The organism is Streptomyces sp. NPDC096040 (assembly GCF_040303265.1).
Lineage (GTDB): Bacteria > Actinomycetota > Actinomycetes > Streptomycetales > Streptomycetaceae > Streptomyces.
This window is the reverse complement of sequence record NZ_JBEOTA010000028.1, coordinates 93448-110207: the sequence shown is the minus strand read 5'-3', so window position 1 is coordinate 110207 and position 16760 is coordinate 93448. Positions and strand designations below refer to the sequence as shown.

Sequence of the window (16760 nt, the reverse complement as noted above, 5' to 3'; positions counted from 1 at the left end):
AAGGGCGCCTCGCGGGTGATCGGCTCGGCCGGCTCCGACGAGAAGGTCAAGCTGCTGGTCGCGCGCGTGCCCGCACACCGGCATGAGAAGGCGGTGAGTGGCGGTCGATCGGAGCGGTGGCGGGAATGCCCGCGGCCCTTGCCACGTTGTCCCGTACGAACACGAGGAGGAGCGGTCACAGTGCTTGATCCGCAGGGTTTGTACGCATGGGAGCCGAAGGGCCTGGCCGTCGTAGACATGGCGCTGGCCCAGGAGTCGGCCGGCCTTGTCATGCTCTACCACTTCGACGGATACATCGACGCGGGCGAGACCGGCGACCAGATCGTCGACCGGCTCCTCGACTCGCTGCCCCACCAGGTCGTCGCCCGTTTCGACCACGACCGGCTCGTGGACTACCGGGCCCGCCGCCCGCTGCTGACCTTCAAGCGGGACCGCTGGACCGAGTACGAGGAGCCCAGCATCGAGGTCCGGCTGGTGCAGGACGCCACAGGTGCGCCGTTCCTGCTGCTGTCGGGGCCCGAGCCGGACGTCGAGTGGGAGCGCTTCGCCGCGGCCGTACGGCAGGTCGTGGAGCGGCTCGGAGTCCGGCTGTCCGTGAACTTCCACGGCATCCCGATGGGCGTCCCGCACACCCGCCCCGTCGGTCTCACGCCGCACGGCAACCGTACCGACCTCGTCCCGGGGCACAGCAGCCCCTTCGATGAGGCCCAGGTGCCCGGCAGCGCCGAGGCACTGCTCGAATACCGCCTCATGGAGTCGGGTCACGACGTCCTGGGCGTCGCCGCGCACGTCCCGCACTACATCGCCCGCTCCGCCTATCCCGACGCCGCCCTGACCGTCCTGGAGGCCGTCACGGGCGCCACCGGCCTGGTGCTCCCGGGCATCGCGCACGGCCTGCGCACGGACGCGCACCGTACGCAGACGGAGATCGACCGCCAGATCCAGGAGGGCGACGAGGAACTCACCGCCCTGGTTCAGGGCCTTGAGCACCAGTACGACGCCGCCGCGGGGGCCGAGACCCGGGGCAACATGCTCGCCGAACCGGTGGAGATCCCTTCGGCGGACGAGATCGGCCTGGAGTTCGAGCGTTTCCTCGCGGAGCGTGAGGGCGACAACTGAGGCCCGCGCGGGCCCGGAACCCAGCCCTCGGGCCTGCATCAGGGGCTGTCCGGGCCGGAACCGGGGCCTGTCCGGGCCGTTGTCGGTGGCGGGGCCTAAGCTTCGGGGCATGCTGAAAGTGGGCCTCACCGGCGGGATCGGCGCCGGGAAGAGCGAGGTGTCGCGGCTGCTCGTCGGGCACGGCGCGGTACTGATCGACGCCGACCGCATCGCGCGTGAGGTCGTCGAGCCGGGGACCCCCGGCCTGGCGGCCGTCGTCGAGGCCTTCGGGCCGGACGTGCTCGCCGCCGACGGCAGCCTGGACCGGCCGAAGCTGGGCTCGATCGTCTTCGCCGACCCGGAGAAGCTCGCCGTACTGAACTCGATCGTGCACCCCCTGGTCGGGGCCCGCTCCCGCGAGCTGGAGAGCGCGGCCGCCGCCGACGCGGTGGTGGTCAACGACGTCCCGCTCCTCGCGGAGAACGGCCTCGCGCCGTTCTACGACCTCGTGCTCGTCGTGGACGTCGCCCCCGAGACCCAGCTCGACCGGCTGACACGGCTGCGGGGAATGGCCGAGGAGGACGCACGCGCGCGCATGGCCGCGCAGGCGACGCGCGAGAAGCGCCTGGAGATTGCCGACATCGTGATCGACAACGACGTGCCCCTGGACGCGCTGGAACAGCGCGTCGCCGAGGTGTGGGCCGACCTCGTGCGCCGGGCGCGGGCGTCCGGTTCGAGTTAGCGGTCATGCGTCTTCGAAATAGCGGGTACCCGTCCGGGCGTTGAACCGCTTCAGTGAGGGAAGGACTTTGCCGTGCCCGAGACCAGCGGTTCGACCGGACGTACTCCGGAGACGCACGTCATCGACTTCCGTGCCGCCGAGCAACTGCTCAGCGCACGGGACCCGCGGGGTGCGGTGAAACTGCTCGACGGAGTGATCGCCGCGCACCCCGAGAACACCGCCGCCCGGCTGCTACGCGCGCGTGCCTTCTTCGCGGCCGCGCAACTACGCCCCGCCGAGCTGGAGTTCACCATCGTCCTGGAGCGCGAGCCGGACAACGCGTTCGCGCACTTCGCGCTCGCCCGGACCTACCAACGCCAGGGCCGCGCCGACCTAGCGATACGCCACTTCCGGCTGGCGGCCGCCCTGGACCCGAACCCGGAGTACCTGAAGGCGGCCCGCTTCGACGACGGCGCGTGAGCGGACGTCTGCTCACGGGTGACCGTGCTGCGGCGGGTGCCGCAGTCGCCGCGGGCGGTCTTCCGGCGGCCGGTACGGCGGCACATCGGGGCCGGGCTGATAGTGCGGGCCCTGCCTGATGTGCCTGAGGATGATGGCCATGTCGATGGTCGCCACCAGCCACAGCACCCCACAGGCCGCCGCCCAGCCGGGACGGCCGACCAGCGCGAACACCGCCGTGCCGAAGATCGCCCAGGCCACGCCCCACACACTCAGCCACAAGCGCGCCCGCAGCGCACTGCGCGCGGTCGCCGGTTCACTGCCCGTACGCATCACGGATCACCACTCCTCCTTGCAACGTACTCTTCGACCAGGACGTTCACCAAGGGGGACCCCGCCGTGCTGCCGGACGCCGACGACCTGCCCGAACTGCTCCTCGACCTCGCCGTGCCGCACGAGGACATCAACCAGGTGGTGGCCCTGCGGAAGACCGTGACCGCCGATCCCGGAGTTCAGCGGCTGCTCGCCGAGTGCGCCGACGAGGTCACCGGCGCCACGGCCACCAAGGCGGGGGCCGGTGACCCATCCGGGCTCGGTGAGCTCGCCGCCACCGCTCCGGCCGCACTGGACGGGTACTTCCTGGTGTACGTCTTCCTCGCCGCGGTGCCCCACGCCCGTGCGTACCACCACGCGCGGGGTGTCCCCGCCGACGTGTCCCGGCGCACGCTGGCCGACCTGGGGCGCGGTATGACGCTGCACCGCAGGCGCTACGGCAGGGGAGGACTGGCGCCCCTTCAGGCGTCCTGGCTCACCCGCCACTTCCGCGGGGAGCTGTACCAGCTGGGCCGGCTGCAGTACGAGCGGGCGCGGCTGGGCGAACACACGGCGCGAGCGATCACGGCAACGGACACGGACACGGGCACGGGCACGAACACGGACACGGGCACGGACACGGGCACGGGCCACGCCGTGTCCGTGGCTCCGGGGCAGCCCTGCCTGAACCTGCACATCCCCGACTACTGCGGGCCGCTGACCCCCACCGCCTGCGACCGCTCGCTGGCCCTGGCACGGGAGTTCTTTCCTCAGCACTTCCCGGAGGAGCAGTATCCGGTCGCGACCTGCCACTCCTGGCTGCTCGACCCGCAGCTGAGGCGGTACCTGCCGGCGGACTCGAACATCGTCCGCTTCCAGGACCGATTCCGACCCGGGTACGTGGACCCGGAACCGGCCGACACGACGGCCGTCCGGTTCGTCTTCGGCGCCCCGGACCTGCCGGTACGGGACCTGCCCCGGCGTACGTCGGTGGAGCGGGCGGTGGGTGACCATCTGCGGGCGGGCGGCCACTGGTATCTCGGGCACGGGTGGATTCCGTGGGAGCGGTGAGGTCACCGGGGCACGGTGACCTCGCCCGTCCTCTGATGCTCCGTCAACCCCCCCCGCATGGAGGAAAGTTCCCGCCGGACCGTGGGCTACTCGAACGAGTGAACCGTGAGCGTGTGGGAACGGCCGTGCGGCCGTGGGCCGTTGTTCGGGCATGACGGTTGAAATGCGTGAGGGGCACGAGGGAACAGGTCCCGGTGCGATCACCCCCGACGGCTGCGCGGTGGAGCTCTACTCCCGGCTGGCCGTGGGGGACGCGCCGGACATCATCGAGGCGGCGGTCCCGGCCGGCGCCCACATCCTGGAGCTGGGCAGTGGCGTGGGGCGGATGACCCACCCGCTCCTGGACCGCGGGTTCACGGTCACGGCGGTGGACGAGTCGGCGGAGATGCTGGAGCGCGTCCGCGGGGCACGCACGATACGCAGCACCATCGAGGGGCTCGACCTGGGCGAGAAGTTCGACGTGGTGATGCTCGCGTCGTTCCTGGTGAACACCGGTGACGTGGAAGTGCGACGGGGCATGCTGCGCACCTGCGCGGCGCATGTGGCGGACGGCGGCTGTGTGCTCATCCAGCGGGAGGGCGCGGACTACCACTCGGACGTGCCGAGGGAACGGGTCGACCCCAGCGGCTACACGGTGCGGATCGTGTCCGTGGAGCCGGTCGGGGACGGGGTGAACTCGGTGCGCGCGGAGTACGAGTTCCCGGACGCGAGCTGGGCACAGACGTTCCTGGCCCGGCCGCTCACCGAGAAACAGTTCGAGGAGGCGCTCGCGGAAGCAGGACTGGAGGTGACCGAGTATCTGACCGAGGACGGGGTGTGGGTGAGGGCGGTACCGGCGACATAGCGAGAGACGGCGGGTAGCCGGGAAATCCTGGCGGCAGCCGATGAGTTCTCCGTCGGCGCCGGGTCTACCTCTGTGACAGCAACAGAGACCGCAACCCCCAGGAGAACCCCCATGTCCAAGCCCACCGCTTCTGTCGCCCTCGCCGCTTCTGCCACTTCCACCGCGTCCGCGCCGGTCGTCGCCGAGTCCGCCACCGCCCGCGGCCGCCGTGCCCGCCTGGCCCTGCGCGCGGTGCAGGTGCTGCTCGCCCTGTTCTACGGCATCGCGAGCGCGCTGCCCAAGCTGATCGCGCACCCGTCGGCCGTCGAGTCCTTCGACAGGATCGGCTGGGGCAGCGCGGGCATGTACACCATCGGCGCGCTCGAACTGGCCGGGGCGGTCGCCCTGTTGATACCAGTGCTGCAGTCGGTGGCGGCGATGGCGCTGAGTGCGCTCATGGTGGGCGCGTTCATCGTCCAGCTCACCGTCTTCGACGGCCAGTACGCGGCGACCCCGCTGATCCTGATCGTGCCGCTGGCCCTGATCGCCTGGGCCCGGCGCGGACAGAACGCACGGCTGTGGGGACTGATGCAGCCCCGTGCGTGACGCGCCGCTCCCGCCGAGCGCGGGAGGAGTAAGGAGCCGGGCGCGGCCTGGCCGAACTCCGGGGAACCAGGCGGACGGTGGATCACCGTCCGCCGGTGCGCCCACCGTCCGGCCGGCCCATCCCGCCAACCCCGCCCACGCCTCCCGTCCCGCCCATTCCTCCCATCCCACCGAGGCCGCGCAGTCGTTCCAGTTCGCGGCGGTCGCGCTTGGTGGGGCGGCCGGTGCCGCGATCGCGCAGACCGATGGGGACGAAGGCCTCACGGGGCGGGGGCGGCGGGGAGTTGTCGAGGTAGCACTGGGCGGCCACCGGGGCGCCGACCCGCTTGCGGATCAGACGCTTCACGATGACGACCCGCTCCCGCCCCTCGTGGCGCAGCCGCACCTCGTCACCGACGCGCACGGAATGGGCGGGCTTGACCCGCTCGCCGTTCACCTGGACGTGCCCGCCCCGGCAGGCGGTGGCTCCCATGGAGCGGGTCTTGATCAGGCGTACGGCCCAGATCCAGCTGTCGATCCGCACGTTCTCGCCGGGAGCGGGCCCAGCGGCCTCGGCGGCGGCGATGGCCGCTGCCACGGCAGCGGGGTCTGCGTCGGGGGCCTGGGCGGCAGGCGCCGGGGGGCCTTCGGCGGGCTCGGCCGAGGCGGGGGCGGGAGCTTTGGTCCCACCGCTCTCGCGCTCCCTGCTCTCACCCGCGTCCTCAGAAGCCATGCCCCGACCTTAGCCCCCCGAGCCGAGAGAGACGGACCGGATTTCCCGGGCGCTCACGCACCCCACTCGCACCGACGCACCCCACTCGCACCGACCGAATCGATGCGGCACGGCCGGGTCTGCCCGGCTTTACCGTGGACCTTGTGCATCGCGCTCCTCTCACACCCCTCGACCCCCTCGCCCGACTCGACCAGCGCGTCAGCGCCTGCCGTGCCTGCCCGCGCCTGGTCGCCTGGCGGGAGGACGTGGCGCGTACCAAGCGTGCCGCGTTCGCCGACTGGACTTACTGGGGCCGGCCCGTCCCCGGCTTCGGGCCGCCCGACGCCCGGCTGCTGATCATCGGCCTCGCCCCGGCCGCGCACGGCGGTAACCGCACCGGCCGGATGTTCACCGGCGACCGCTCCGGCGATGTGCTGTACCAGGCGCTGTACGACGTCGGGCTCGCCTCGCAGCCGACGTCGGTGCGCGCCGACGACGGTCTGGGGCTGTACGGCGTACGGATCACCGCGCCCGTGCACTGTGCCCCGCCCGCCAACAAGCCGACCCCAGAGGAGCGCGACACCTGCCGCCCCTGGTTGGTGGAGGAGCTGGGGCTGCTGCGGCCGACGCTGCGTGCCGCCGTCGTGCTCGGCGCCTTCGGCTGGCAGGCCGCGCTGCCCGCGTTGGCCGAGGCCGGTTGGAGCGTGCCCCGGCCCCGTCCGGCCTTCGCCCACGGCACCCGGGTCGACCTCGATGGCCTGGACCTCTTCGGCTGCTTCCACGTCAGCCAGCGCAACACCTTCACCGGCCGCCTCACCCCCGAGATGCTCCGCGATGTGCTGCGGACGGCGGCGGAGGCGGCCGGGCTGCGGTGACGACGGCGGGCTCAGACGATATGGGCCGCCGCCAACGGACGGTCGGCGACCGTGTGGGTCCCGGTGGACGCGGACGAGTTGACGCTCCAGCGGTAGCGGGAGAACGCGCCGGTGGCGTTGGAGGCGTAGAACATCATGTGGCCGATGCCGACGCCCTGGAAGCTCTCGCCGTCCACGTTGCTGACCATGCGGGTGTCGGGGTACTGCGGGTAGTTGCTCAGGCCGTACACCCCGTGCGGGTCGGAGGTGCAGTCGATGATCTCGATGGCGTACTGGGTCTCGTTCGGGAAGTCGGCGACCCCGCTGAAGACCCCATTGACCTCGCGGACCATCACGATGTGCCCGGTGTTCTCGGTGTCCTGCCCGTTGTAGTCGACCGCGATCAGGTCGCCCGGCCGTAGGTCGGTGACCTTGCGGACGGGGCGGAAGCGCGGACCTCCAGTGTTCTTCAGGAAGGCCGAGCAGTAGTCGGCGGCCTCCGGGCCCTTCTCCTGGAAGTACTGGAGGAAGTAGGCGTCGGTCGCCCAGCCGTAGGTGTGCTTGAGCAGCGCCGTGACGAAGGACGAGCAGCGGGCCCGGGCCACCCAGCTCGCGAGGTCGTCCGGGCGGCCCCAGGTGACGGTCGCCGTCGTGTTCATCAGATAGACGTTGTTGGCGCGTGCCGTAGCGCCGCTGATCAGGGCGATCTCGGCGGCGGTCAGGGCGCGGCCGTAGGCGCGGACGTCGTCGATCGCGCCCTTGAAGCGGTTGACGTAGCCGCCGTCCCAGCGGGCCCGGCCGATGCTGAAGCCCTGGGTGGCGGCCCAGGACAGGGCGGTGTCGGCGCTGCCTTCCAGTACGCCGTTCACATACAGCTGGACGCGCGTGCCATCCCAGACACCCGTGAGATGGGTCCAGACGCCGGTCTTGGTGACGGGCGTGGTGCCGAGCGCGGAGATCTCGGCGGTCTGGTCCTCGCTGCGCACCTTGAAGGCCCAGGTACCGGCCGTGTCGTCGTACTGGAGCAGGAAGCGGCTGGCGCTGCCACCGTCCTGACTCACGGCCGTGTACATGTTCGTCAGCAAGGCGTCGTCGGCCAGCCGGACCCAGGCCGCGACCGTGAACGGGGCGGTGGTGTCCAGGACGGAGTCGGTGGCCGCGTAGGCCCCGGAGGTGCCGTCGAAGCTCAGCTCACCACCTGCCCGCAGACTGGTCCAGCTCGCTCCGGAGCCCAGGGTGACGGGATGCTCCAGGCCGGACCGGTCGCTGCCGGAGCCGTCCAGCGGCCAGTGCCCGGCCAGTCCCGTCGGCAGAAGGCCGGCCGCCAGCATGCGCTGGTACTGCACCAGTTGCTCGGCCTCGGCCAGATGCGGTGCGGCGACCGGGGTGAACGGTGTGTCCAGCGGGGTGTCGGCCGCGGCGGTCCCCGTGCCCGCCGCCATGCCGACCACCGTGCCCATCCCCATGAGCGCGGCTCCGCCCAGCAGTCCCCGTCTGCTCACCATGGTCGTGCCCTCCCCGCGCGGTCCGATCGGATCCGTTCCGATCTTCACTGATGAGGAGAACTCTAGGAGATTCCTGTGCGAACTGATGTTCCTGTGGACAACTCCGTGCGAGGTCAGAGCCGCCGCTCGGGCTCCTCACCGAAGAGGTGCCGTACCGTCGAGCGGTAGTTGGCCTGGACGTGGGCGAGTGCGCGGGCGCGGGCGCGGTCCGGGTCGCCGGAGGCGATCGCCTCGTACAGCTCGCGGTGTTCGGTGAGGAGCTGCGGCCACTCCTCGTTCCGCCGGGTGAGCCAGCGCAGCCGACCGTCGACCGGTTCCATCACCGAGATGAGCAGGCTGTTGCCGGCCAGAGCCAGGATGCGGTCGTGGAAACGGGTGTTGATGTCCGTGATCGTCTCGGCGTCCCCGGCCCACGTCGCCGTGGCGGCCCGGTCGAGCAGGTCCCGCAGTTCGGCCAGCGCCTGCGGGGTCGCCCGTGCCGCCGCCAGCCCGGCCGCGTACACCTCCAGCGCCTCGCGCAGCTCGAAGAGCTCCTTGACGTCGATGGGGGTCAGTCGGCGTACGACGGTCCGGCGGGCCGACTCGAAGAGGACGAAACCCTCGGCGACCAGGGCCCGGATCGCCTCCCGAACCGGCACCCGGGACACCCCGAACCGCTCGGCCAGCTCACGCTCGACCAGCCGGTCGCCCGGGCCCAGACGCCCCGCGATGATGTCCTGCCGCAGGGTCGCGAGGACGCGCTCGCGCACCGCGCCCAGGGGTTCGATCTTCGCCGTGGGGGATCCCATGGGGCCATCTTCGCCGACCTGAGGGGGCTTTTACGGAGCCGTAACGGGACGGACATCGGTCAGAACGCTTGACGGGAGGACGATGACCGCAGTTTGGTATACCAAACGCGCGCAGTATCCGGCAGTAGTCCTCCGCTCTCCCCGTCCCCGTAGTCCCTGGAGGCCCCGTGTCCCTGGCCGACCGTGCCGAAGCCACCGGCGCACCCGCGTTCGTCCCCGACCCCCGGCTCACCAACGAAGACCTCGCCCCCGCCGCGAAGCGGAACTGGAAGGTCTTCGACCTCTTCGCCATGTGGATGTCCGACGTCCACAACCTCGGCAACTACACCTTCGCCGCCGGCCTGCTGGTCCTCGGCATGAACGTCTGGCAGGTCTTCACCTCCCTTCTCGTCGGCTTTGTGCTCATCTACGTCGGCATGAACCGCATGGGGCGGATCGGGCAGCGCCACGGCGTGCCGTTCCCCGTGGTCAGCCGCATCAGCTTCGGCGTCTGGGGCGCCAACATCCCGGCCCTCATCCGGGCCGTGATCGCCATCATGTGGTACGGCATCCAGACCTATCTGGCGTCCGTCGCCGTCAACGTGATGCTGCTGGCGGCCTGGCCCGGCCTGGAGTCCTGGACGCACCACTCCTTCCTGGGCCTGGACGCGCTCGGCTGGATCTCCTTCGTCGCCCTCTGGCTGGTCCAGGCGGCGATCATCAGCCGGGGCATGGAGACGATCCGCAAGTTCCAGGACTTCTGCGGCCCCGCGATCTGGCTGGTCATGATCGCGCTCGCCGTCTGGATCCTGGCCAAGGCCCACTGGACGATCTCGCTCACCTCCACCCCGCATCCGGTCTCGGCCGGCGAGCAGTGGCGGCAGTGGTTCGGCGCGATCGGCCTGATCCTCGCCACCTACGGCACGCTGATGCTCAACTTCTGCGACTTCTCCCGCTTCGCCCCGGACTACCGCACCGTCCGTCGCGGCAACTTCTGGGGACTGCCCATCAACTCCACGGCCTTCGTGGTCGTCTCCGTGATCGTCACGGCCGGCTCGCTCGAGGTCTTCGGCGAGGCCATCACCGACCCCGCCGAACTGGTCGCCAAGGTCGGCAACACCTGGGTCCTGGTCGTGGCGGCCCTGACCTTCGCGGTCGCCACCATGGGCGTCAACATCGTCGCCAACTTCGTCTCACCGGCGTACGACCTGGCCAACGTCTGGCCGCAGAAGATCAGCTTCAGGGTCGGCGGCATGATCAGCACGGTCGCCGCGCTGGTCGTCACCCCCTGGAACCTCTTCTCCAACCCCACCGTCGTCAACTACTTCCTCGGCGGCCTCGGCGCCTTCCTGGGCCCGCTGTTCGGCGTGATCATGGTCGACTACTACTGGGTCAAGCGTGGTGCGGTGGACGTCGAGAAGCTGTTCGACGCGACGTCGGGATCGCCCTACCACTACCGCAAGGGCGTCAACCCCAAGGCGCTGTGGGCGTTCCTGCCCTCGGCGGCGGTCGCGGCGGTGCTCGCGCTGGTGAAGACGTTCAGCGAGGTGGCGCCGTACTCCTGGTTCATCGGCACGGCGCTGGCCGCCGGACTGTACGGGGCGCTGTGCCGCGCTGACCGCGCCGTCGCGTCCCGGGAGGTCTGACGACCGTGCGGATCGTCGTCACCAACTGCAACACCACGCAGGAGATGACCGAGGAGATCGTACGAGGTGCCCGGGCCGCCGCAGGCCCGGGCACCACCGTGACCGGCCTGACCCCCGACTGGGGCCCCGAGTCGGCGGAGGGCTGGCTCGACAGCTACCTCTCGGCGGCGGCGGTGCTCGACGCGCTGCGGACGTACGACGGTCCGCCGTACGACGCGGTGGTCATGGCCGGTTTCGGTGAGCACGGGCGCGAGGGCGTAAGGGAACTGGTGGATGTACCGGTCGTGGACATCACCGAGGCCGCCGCGCATCTGGCGTGTCTGCTGGGGCGCCGGTACGGCGTCGTCACGACCCTGGAGCGGTCGCGCGGGCAGATCGAGGACAGCCTGGAGACGGCGGGGGTGGCCCGCAACTGCGTGGCGGTGGCCGGCACGGGACTGGGCGTCCTCGACCTCGCCGGTGACCCCGGGCGCACGGAGTCCGCGTTCCTCGCGGCGGCCGAACGGGTCCGGGACGCCGGCGCCGAGGTCCTGGTCCTGGGCTGTGCCGGGATGACGGGACTGCAGCGGGTGGTGGGGGAGAAGCTCGGGCTTCCGGTCGTCGACGGGGTCGGCGCGGGGGTGAAGCTCGCGGAGTCGCTGGTGGCGCTTGGGCTCACGACCAGCCGGGCGGGCAGCTATGCGAAGCCGCTGGCGAAGAGGCGGATGTGGGGTACGGGATCCGCGTAGTGGTGGACGCGCCGGGAGCCTGGGCCCTCTGGGACGCGCGGTGCGGCTGTGTCTTCGGGGGCCTCGAACGGTCTCACGCCCACCACCCGCGCCCGCACCGAGGCCGTCGCGGCGGCCCGTTCGCCGGGGCCGTCGCATGACCAACACCGCGGGCGGCGACACGTAGGGTCAGGGCCGCCAGACGTACCGCACATCAGGCTCCCGCTCCTCGTTCCCGCTCCCGTCCGTGTACTCGACGGGGACGAAGCCGTGCCGCTCGTAGAACCGGTGGGCGGGCTTGTTGACCTGGAACGTCCAGAGCGTGAGTCCCGTGGGGTTGCGCTCCTTCGCCAGAGCGACGAACCGGTCACCGATGCTCCGCCCCCGCCACTCGGGGTCCAGGTACAACTGGGACAACAGATCCCCCGCGAGCACCATCACACCCACGACGCGACCGGCCACCTCCGCGAGCCAGGTCTCCCGCTCCGGCACCACGACCTCCCGGAAGTACGCGCGCACCTCGTCGTCGGAGCGCGCCCGGACGACGCTGGGCAGGGCGGCGGAGTACGACCGCAGCCAGACGTCGGCGACGGCGGCGGCGTCCGGCCCGGCCGCCCGGCGCAGCACGACCCTGTCACCGGCGCTCATGGACGCGCCTCCTCGGGCACGACGGCCGTGGCCGTGATCTCCACCAGCTGCCCGGTGTACCCGAGGCAGGCCACACCGACCAGCGTCGACGAATGCGGCCCGGCACGGAGCCCGGAGGCCTCGACGACCTCCCAGACGGCGGACAGCACGGCCGGATCACTGCTGACGACGTACACGTCGGTGGCCAGGACATGGGCCAGGTCGCTGCCGACCGCACGCAGTTGCTCCGCGAGATTCACCAGCACCTGCCCGGCCTGCCGTACGGGATCGCCCTCACCGACCAACTGTCCGTCGGTGTCGAGCGGGACGGACCCGGCGAGGAACGCGAGTCTCGTACCGGCCTCAATGAGGGAGACGTGCGAGTAGCCGGGCGGAGGGAAGAGGGCGGGGGCGATGACACGGCGGATCACGGCGGCTCCTCGGACAGACGACTGGCGGCGTCCCGATCATCCGGACTGCAGCGCCATGACCGCATCCGAATATCCGTCATGCCCCGCTGCCAGGGCCGCCGCCACGTTCGCAGGACCATTCCGCCTCGGCCCACGCATCCCCTCCGCGTACCGACGACCCTCCCTCCCCGCACGGCGAGATGGAGCGCCAGCGTCGACAGCGCGTACAACCGCACTGCATCGCGCCGTTCGGACAGCCCCTGGTACGCCGCGGGCGAGGTAGTAGCGGACGGAATCCTGCAAATACCGCTCGCACTCGCGTTCAAGATGCGGGTACGCCTCGACGACGGCCTCGTACACCCGTCGCCGCAGCATTCCTCGGCGGCGCCGCGTCCGGTGCTGCCGTGCAGCCCGGCCAGAAGTCCGTCGTACCGAGTCAGCCGATGCAGCAGAGAGCCGACCTTCCAGCGGTCGGGCTCCCCGCGCTGGTAAGCCCGCTCCTCGTCCCACCGGTCGCGGTGTTCGACGGCGAGCGCCGCCAGTCTGTGCGGAGCCAGCCGCGGCACGTCGATCGGCTCCGCCGCGATCCGCGCCAGCACCTCCCGCCGCCTGCGCTGCGCGGCCGCCCTCGCCGCCGCGGACCGCCGCGGACCGCCGCGCCGCAGCCGCTACCACGGCGCTGAACTCCGCACTCCGCTCGGCGGCCTCGACCCGGTCGACGCGAAAGAGCCGGATCTGCGGGCCCACCTCGCGGAAGCGCGGATGAACCCGGAGCGGATCGGGCCTCGGGCGGAGCGAAACTCAATCAGATCATCGCGGTCGAGAAGGGCATCAAGTCCAAGGCTCATCACGCCTGACCCGGGTTCTCAAGCGTGCCGGCGTGTGATGATGGGCGGCACTCCAGGGCCCGGGGGCAGGCTACGCCCTCGGGCCCGCTCACGTTCATCGTGAAATTGCGTTCATAAAGAACACGGCCCTTCGCCCCGCTTGTCACACCTCGGAAATACATACGCACCTTTCCGTACGGGAACACGATCTACGGTGGAGACACCCAGACCGGAAGCCACGGCCGCCGTCGCCCGAAGGCATACCCCGCCCTCGTCCGCCGTACAGGAGCCCCGTGTCCCGTCGTGTCGCCCTGCCGCCCTGGCTCGCCCACGCCCTGCGCGCCCAGCGCGGGCCCGTGCCCTGGAGCGCCGTGACGAGAGGGGCGCTGGCCGCCGGGCCGCTGCTGCTCACCGCGGTCGTGGTCGGCCACACCTCTCTCGGTGTCGTCGCCGCCATCGCCGCGATGCTCGCCGGGGTCAACGACCGGCCGGGCAGCAGGCGGGCCTCCGTACGGCGGCTCGGGGCGCCCGCGGGGGCCGGGGCCGTGGGGCTGCTCGTCGGGACGTACGGCGGTGAGCACCTCACCGCCGTACCCCTGACCCTGCTGCTCACCGGCCTCGGGCTGGTCGGCGGCGGGATGAGTGCCGTCGGGCCCGTCGCCTCCGGGGCCGGGACGCAGTTACTGGTCGCCGCCGCCATCGGCGCCGGGATGCCGGTCGCCGAGGCGGGCTGGCAGCGGGCCCTCGCCTTCCTCGCCGGAGCCGGGTGGCTGCTGGTTCTGCGGCTCGCCCTGCCCACCCCCGCCGCGCTCACCGGCGACTACCGCTTCGACGGCGAACGGGACGCCGTCGCCGCCGTGTACGACGCCATCGCCGACCTGCTCGACGCCGTGGGCAGCGAGGCCGCCCTCGGGCGGCGCAAGGCGCTGAGCACCGCGCTCGACCATGCCCAGGACGCGCTCACCGGGCCCCGGTTGCGGCGGTACGCCAGTTCCGCCGCCGAGCGCCGGCTGCACGCGCAGTACGCCGCCGCGCTGCCCCTCGGCGAGGCGGCGACCGCCCTCGCCTGGGCGGGGGAGCCGATATCCGAGCGGGTGGCCGAGGGGCCCCGGCGGCTCGCCGTCGCCGTCCGGGGGAACGGCGGCACCGGACCGCTGCCCGCGCCGTCCCGGTCGGCGCCCGCCCTGCGCGCCCTGGACGACGCCCTGCTGCACGCCGCCGAGGCCTTCGACCGGGCCGGAGGCGCGGAGCACCGGCCGCCCGCCCGGCGCCGCAGCCCGAAGGAGGTGCTGCGGGCCGCACTCGGCAGCGGCGGGCGGGAGTACGGGCTGCGGGTCGCCCTCTGCTTCGGAGCCAGCGCCGCCATCGCCCAGGCGCTGCACCAGACCCGCTGGTACGGCGAGCACCAGCACTGGTACTGGCTGCCCGCCACCGCAGTCTTCCTCGTCAAACCCGACCTCGGGCCGCTCGCCTCCCGGGTGCTGTGCCGGGCCGCCGGGACCGTGCTCGGCGCCCTCGTCTTCGCGGGCTTCGCCGCCGTACTGCCCCGGCCCGAAGGGCTCATCGCGCTGGTCGCCTTCTGCGGAGCGGTCATCCCCATGTCCACCCGGCACTTCGGCGCCCAGACCGCCGCCGTCACCGTCCTCGTGCTCGCCCTGGTCATGGTCGGCGGCGAACCGCAGGCCTCCCTCAGCCGCATCGGCGAGACCCTGCTGGCCTGCGCGATCGTGCTGATCGTGGGGCATCTGCCGATGGCCGGGAAGCGGGGCGGCGGAGTACGGGCCCGGCTCGCGACGGCCGGGCGGGCCGCACACGCCTATCTCGACCACGTACTGAGCGAGTCCGACGACCGCGGCGAACGCTGGGCCCTGCGCCGCGAGGCCTACCGCACCCTCGCCGAGGCCCGCACCGCCATCGCCCTCGCCGCCGCCGAACTCCCCGCCCTCGCCCGGCACACCGAGGGCACGGACGCGGTGGCCGCCGTACTCGAACGGCTCGTGGACACGACCACCGCGTGCGCCGTGCACCTCGACGAGACAGGCCGGCTCACCGCCCGGCACACCCGGCAACTCGAAGACCTGGCGGCCGAGTTGGAGAACGGCGGACGGCGGCTCGGGCTCGCGGTGCCGCGGATGCCGGTCGCGGCGTAGGGAACCAGGGCGGCGCCGTACGCCTCAGTCGCCGAACCGCGCCCACACCGGTGCGTGGTCCGACCCCGGTACCCCGCGGCGCTCCGCCGGGTCCTCGCCCACCGACGGGAGGGCCGGTGGGGTGGTGGTACCCGGGAGGCCCGCGCCCGCCTCTGTCAGACGGTGGACCAGGTGGTGGCTGAGGAGGATGTGGTCGATCAGTTCGCGGCGGCCGGAGTCGACGCGGGAGTAGCGCTGCTCGACCGGTATCCGTGGGGCTATGTCCCACAGCCGTACGGCGTCGCCCTTGTCGGCGTGGTCGTAGCCGGTGGTGCCGAGCTCGGAACCGGGTGGGCCGAGGAGGATCTGGGTGGTGGCCGCCTGTACCGCCCGCACATCTGGGTGGTGGCCGCCTGTACCGCCGCACACCCAGCCCGTCCACGACCTCGCCGCCACGCTCGTGCACAGCGCTCGCTCCGCCGACGTCCGCACGACGATCGTCGATGGCCGTGTCCTGATGCGCGACCGCGAACTGCTCACCCTCGACGTGCCCGGGGTGGTACGGGAGTTGGGGGAGCGGCTGCCCGCCCTCGTCGAGCGCCGGCAGGGTCGGCGCATCCGGAGTACGACACCTGAGGGGGCGCGTCCGGCGGTGGCGTGTCCGACGGTGGCGCTGCCGGCCGTGGCGTGTCCGACGGAGCCGCATCCGGCGGTGGCGCGGAAAAAAATCTTCGGCCGCGCCGATGAGTTCTCTTCCCTCCGGCGGTCACCACCCGGAACCGACCGTCGTAGAGGAGGGGCCCATGTCGCTTCCGGAGATCGTCTCGCGTGAGCGGTGGCGTGCCGCGCGTGAGGAGTTACTGCTCAAGGAAGAGGCGCTCACACGCGCGCGGGACGTACTCAACGCCGAGCGGCGCCGGCTGCCGATGGTCGAGGTGGACCCCGAGTACGTGTTCGAGGGCGGCGACGGCAAGGTCACCCTGCTCGACCTCTTCGAGGGACGGGCCCAACTGATCGTCTACCACTTCATGTTCGCCCCGGAGTGGGAGGCCGGCTGTCCCAACTGTTCTGCGTTCCTGGACCAGATCGGCCATCTCGCCCATCTGCGCGCGCGCGGCACCGCGTTCGCCGCGGTGTCCCGGGCGCCGTTCACCAGGATCCTGCCGTTCAAGGCGCGGATGGGCTGGACGCTGCCCTGGTACTCGTCGTACCACAGCGACTTCAACCGCGACTTCAGGGCGACCCTCGTGGTCGACGACGAACCGGTCGAACGGCCCGGAATCAGCTGCTTCCTGCGGGAGCACGACCGGGTCTTCCACACCTACTCCGCCCACGACCGCGGCCTCGACGGACTCGGCTCGACCAGCTCCCTGCTCGACCTCACGGCGCTCGGCCGGGTGCCCGCGGGCAGCGACCGGGTGCGCTACCACGACGAGTACGAGGACTGACACAAGCGGACACGAAAGTGACCGAAAGTCGGCGGACTCTCACCCTCCGCGCCGGTGAC

Annotated in this window: 17 protein-coding genes and 2 pseudogenes; 12 read left to right on the top strand and 7 right to left on the bottom strand. The window is 71.8% G+C overall.

The window, feature by feature from the left end; all coding sequences use genetic code 11:
- Positions 1-180: 180 nt before the first annotated feature.
- From ABTY98_RS32445 to ABTY98_RS32435, 3 genes are all read left to right on the top strand, one after another.
- A complete protein-coding gene (locus tag ABTY98_RS32445; RefSeq protein ID WP_352224629.1) occupies positions 181-1119 on the top strand; it encodes a PAC2 family protein in 939 nt (312 codons plus the stop codon).
- A 109-nt stretch (positions 1120-1228) separates the two neighbouring features.
- Complete coding sequence (gene coaE / locus ABTY98_RS32440; protein ID WP_352224628.1) at positions 1229-1840, top strand: dephospho-CoA kinase; 612 nt, start codon at positions 1229-1231, stop codon at positions 1838-1840.
- A gap of 72 nt (positions 1841-1912) precedes the next feature.
- Positions 1913-2299, top strand: coding sequence for a tetratricopeptide repeat protein (locus ABTY98_RS32435; RefSeq protein ID WP_352224627.1), 387 nt, complete (start codon positions 1913-1915; stop codon positions 2297-2299).
- A 12-nt stretch (positions 2300-2311) separates the two neighbouring features.
- Here ABTY98_RS32435 and ABTY98_RS32430 read toward each other — a convergent pair whose 3' ends face one another.
- On the bottom strand, positions 2312-2611 hold the full coding sequence (locus tag ABTY98_RS32430; protein ID WP_352224626.1) for a DUF6343 family protein: 300 nt from the start codon (positions 2609-2611) through the stop codon (positions 2312-2314).
- A gap of 66 nt (positions 2612-2677) precedes the next feature.
- Here ABTY98_RS32430 and ABTY98_RS32425 point away from each other — a divergent pair, with 66 nt between their 5' ends.
- The 3 genes from ABTY98_RS32425 (at position 2678) to ABTY98_RS32415 (ending at position 5090) form a co-directional block, all read left to right on the top strand.
- Positions 2678-3661 carry an acyltransferase domain-containing protein gene (locus ABTY98_RS32425; protein ID WP_352224625.1) on the top strand — a complete coding sequence of 328 codons (984 nt, stop codon included), beginning with the start codon at positions 2678-2680 and terminating at the stop codon, positions 3659-3661.
- Positions 3662-3824: 163 nt separating this feature from the next.
- Positions 3825-4505 (top strand): class I SAM-dependent methyltransferase, encoded by a 681-nt coding sequence (locus tag ABTY98_RS32420; RefSeq protein WP_352224636.1) that lies wholly within the window; start codon positions 3825-3827, stop codon positions 4503-4505.
- 111 nt (positions 4506-4616) lie between these two features.
- On the top strand, positions 4617-5090 hold the full coding sequence (locus ABTY98_RS32415; protein ID WP_352224624.1) for a DoxX family protein: 474 nt from the start codon (positions 4617-4619) through the stop codon (positions 5088-5090).
- 82 nt (positions 5091-5172) lie between these two features.
- On the opposite strand, the gene ABTY98_RS32410 is transcribed toward ABTY98_RS32415, so the two are convergent.
- The gene (locus ABTY98_RS32410; RefSeq protein ID WP_352224623.1) at positions 5173-5802 is read right to left on the bottom strand and encodes an RNA-binding S4 domain-containing protein; all 630 of its coding nucleotides are present in this window, start codon (positions 5800-5802) and stop codon (positions 5173-5175) included.
- A 143-nt stretch (positions 5803-5945) separates the two neighbouring features.
- Here ABTY98_RS32410 and ABTY98_RS32405 point away from each other — a divergent pair, with 143 nt between their 5' ends.
- Complete coding sequence (locus tag ABTY98_RS32405) at positions 5946-6656, top strand: uracil-DNA glycosylase (protein WP_352224622.1); 711 nt, start codon at positions 5946-5948, stop codon at positions 6654-6656.
- An 11-nt stretch (positions 6657-6667) separates the two neighbouring features.
- Here the strand turns inward: ABTY98_RS32405 and ABTY98_RS32400 are convergent, their stop codons facing one another.
- A complete protein-coding gene (locus tag ABTY98_RS32400; RefSeq protein WP_352224621.1) occupies positions 6668-8140 on the bottom strand; it encodes a LamG domain-containing protein in 1473 nt (490 codons plus the stop codon).
- A gap of 113 nt (positions 8141-8253) precedes the next feature.
- Positions 8254-8928 carry a GntR family transcriptional regulator gene (locus ABTY98_RS32395; protein WP_352224620.1) on the bottom strand — a complete coding sequence of 225 codons (675 nt, stop codon included), beginning with the start codon at positions 8926-8928 and terminating at the stop codon, positions 8254-8256.
- Between the two features lie 167 nt (positions 8929-9095).
- Between ABTY98_RS32395 and ABTY98_RS32390 the strand changes: the two genes are divergently transcribed.
- Both ABTY98_RS32390 and ABTY98_RS32385 read left to right on the top strand, forming a co-directional pair.
- Positions 9096-10553, top strand: a complete 1458-nt coding sequence (locus ABTY98_RS32390; RefSeq protein ID WP_352224619.1) for an NCS1 family nucleobase:cation symporter-1 — start codon at positions 9096-9098, stop codon at positions 10551-10553.
- Positions 10554-10558: 5 nt separating this feature from the next.
- Positions 10559-11281 (top strand): aspartate/glutamate racemase family protein, encoded by a 723-nt coding sequence (locus tag ABTY98_RS32385; protein WP_352224618.1) that lies wholly within the window; start codon positions 10559-10561, stop codon positions 11279-11281.
- A gap of 168 nt (positions 11282-11449) precedes the next feature.
- On the opposite strand, the gene ABTY98_RS32380 is transcribed toward ABTY98_RS32385, so the two are convergent.
- Positions 11450-11908 carry a GNAT family N-acetyltransferase gene (locus tag ABTY98_RS32380; RefSeq protein ID WP_352224617.1) on the bottom strand — a complete coding sequence of 153 codons (459 nt, stop codon included), beginning with the start codon at positions 11906-11908 and terminating at the stop codon, positions 11450-11452.
- Positions 11905-12318 carry a RidA family protein gene (locus ABTY98_RS32375; protein ID WP_352224616.1) on the bottom strand — a complete coding sequence of 138 codons (414 nt, stop codon included), beginning with the start codon at positions 12316-12318 and terminating at the stop codon, positions 11905-11907. Before ABTY98_RS32375 ends, ABTY98_RS32380 begins: the two co-directional genes overlap by 4 nt.
- Positions 12319-13417: 1099 nt before the next feature.
- Between ABTY98_RS32375 and ABTY98_RS32370 the strand changes: the two genes are divergently transcribed.
- Positions 13418-15274: an FUSC family protein gene (locus tag ABTY98_RS32370; RefSeq protein ID WP_352224615.1), complete on the top strand. Its 1857-nt coding sequence runs from the start codon at positions 13418-13420 to the stop codon at positions 15272-15274.
- 24 nt (positions 15275-15298) lie between these two features.
- Here the strand turns inward: ABTY98_RS32370 and ABTY98_RS32365 are convergent.
- Positions 15299-15640: pseudogene (locus tag ABTY98_RS32365) on the bottom strand (endonuclease/exonuclease/phosphatase family protein); the annotation flags it as partial.
- Between the two features lie 34 nt (positions 15641-15674).
- Here ABTY98_RS32365 and ABTY98_RS32360 point away from each other — a divergent pair.
- Positions 15675-15889: pseudogene (locus ABTY98_RS32360) on the top strand (amidohydrolase); the annotation flags it as partial.
- Positions 15890-16056: 167 nt separating this feature from the next.
- Positions 16057-16701: a DUF899 domain-containing protein gene (locus ABTY98_RS32355; RefSeq protein ID WP_352224614.1), complete on the top strand. Its 645-nt coding sequence runs from the start codon at positions 16057-16059 to the stop codon at positions 16699-16701.
- Positions 16702-16760: the final 59 nt, after the last annotated feature.

Bases quoted from the DNA above. Each gene is read 5' to 3' on its own strand.
- coaE (WP_352224628.1), top strand. From the start codon at position 1,229: ATGCTGAAAGTGGGCCTCACCGGCGGGATCGGCGCCGGGAAGAGCGAG.
- ABTY98_RS32395 (WP_352224620.1), bottom strand. From the start codon at position 8,928: ATGGGATCCCCCACGGCGAAGATCGAACCCCTGGGCGCGGTGCGCGAG.
- ABTY98_RS32420 (WP_352224636.1), top strand. From the start codon at position 3,825: ATGCGTGAGGGGCACGAGGGAACAGGTCCCGGTGCGATCACCCCCGAC.
- ABTY98_RS32410 (WP_352224623.1), bottom strand. From the start codon at position 5,802: ATGGCTTCTGAGGACGCGGGTGAGAGCAGGGAGCGCGAGAGCGGTGGG.
- ABTY98_RS32400 (WP_352224621.1), bottom strand. From the start codon at position 8,140: ATGGTGAGCAGACGGGGACTGCTGGGCGGAGCCGCGCTCATGGGGATG.
- ABTY98_RS32380 (WP_352224617.1), bottom strand. From the start codon at position 11,908: ATGAGCGCCGGTGACAGGGTCGTGCTGCGCCGGGCGGCCGGGCCGGAC.
- ABTY98_RS32415 (WP_352224624.1), top strand. From the start codon at position 4,617: ATGTCCAAGCCCACCGCTTCTGTCGCCCTCGCCGCTTCTGCCACTTCC.
- ABTY98_RS32355 (WP_352224614.1), top strand. From the start codon at position 16,057: ATGTCGCTTCCGGAGATCGTCTCGCGTGAGCGGTGGCGTGCCGCGCGT.
- ABTY98_RS32430 (WP_352224626.1), bottom strand. From the start codon at position 2,611: ATGCGTACGGGCAGTGAACCGGCGACCGCGCGCAGTGCGCTGCGGGCG.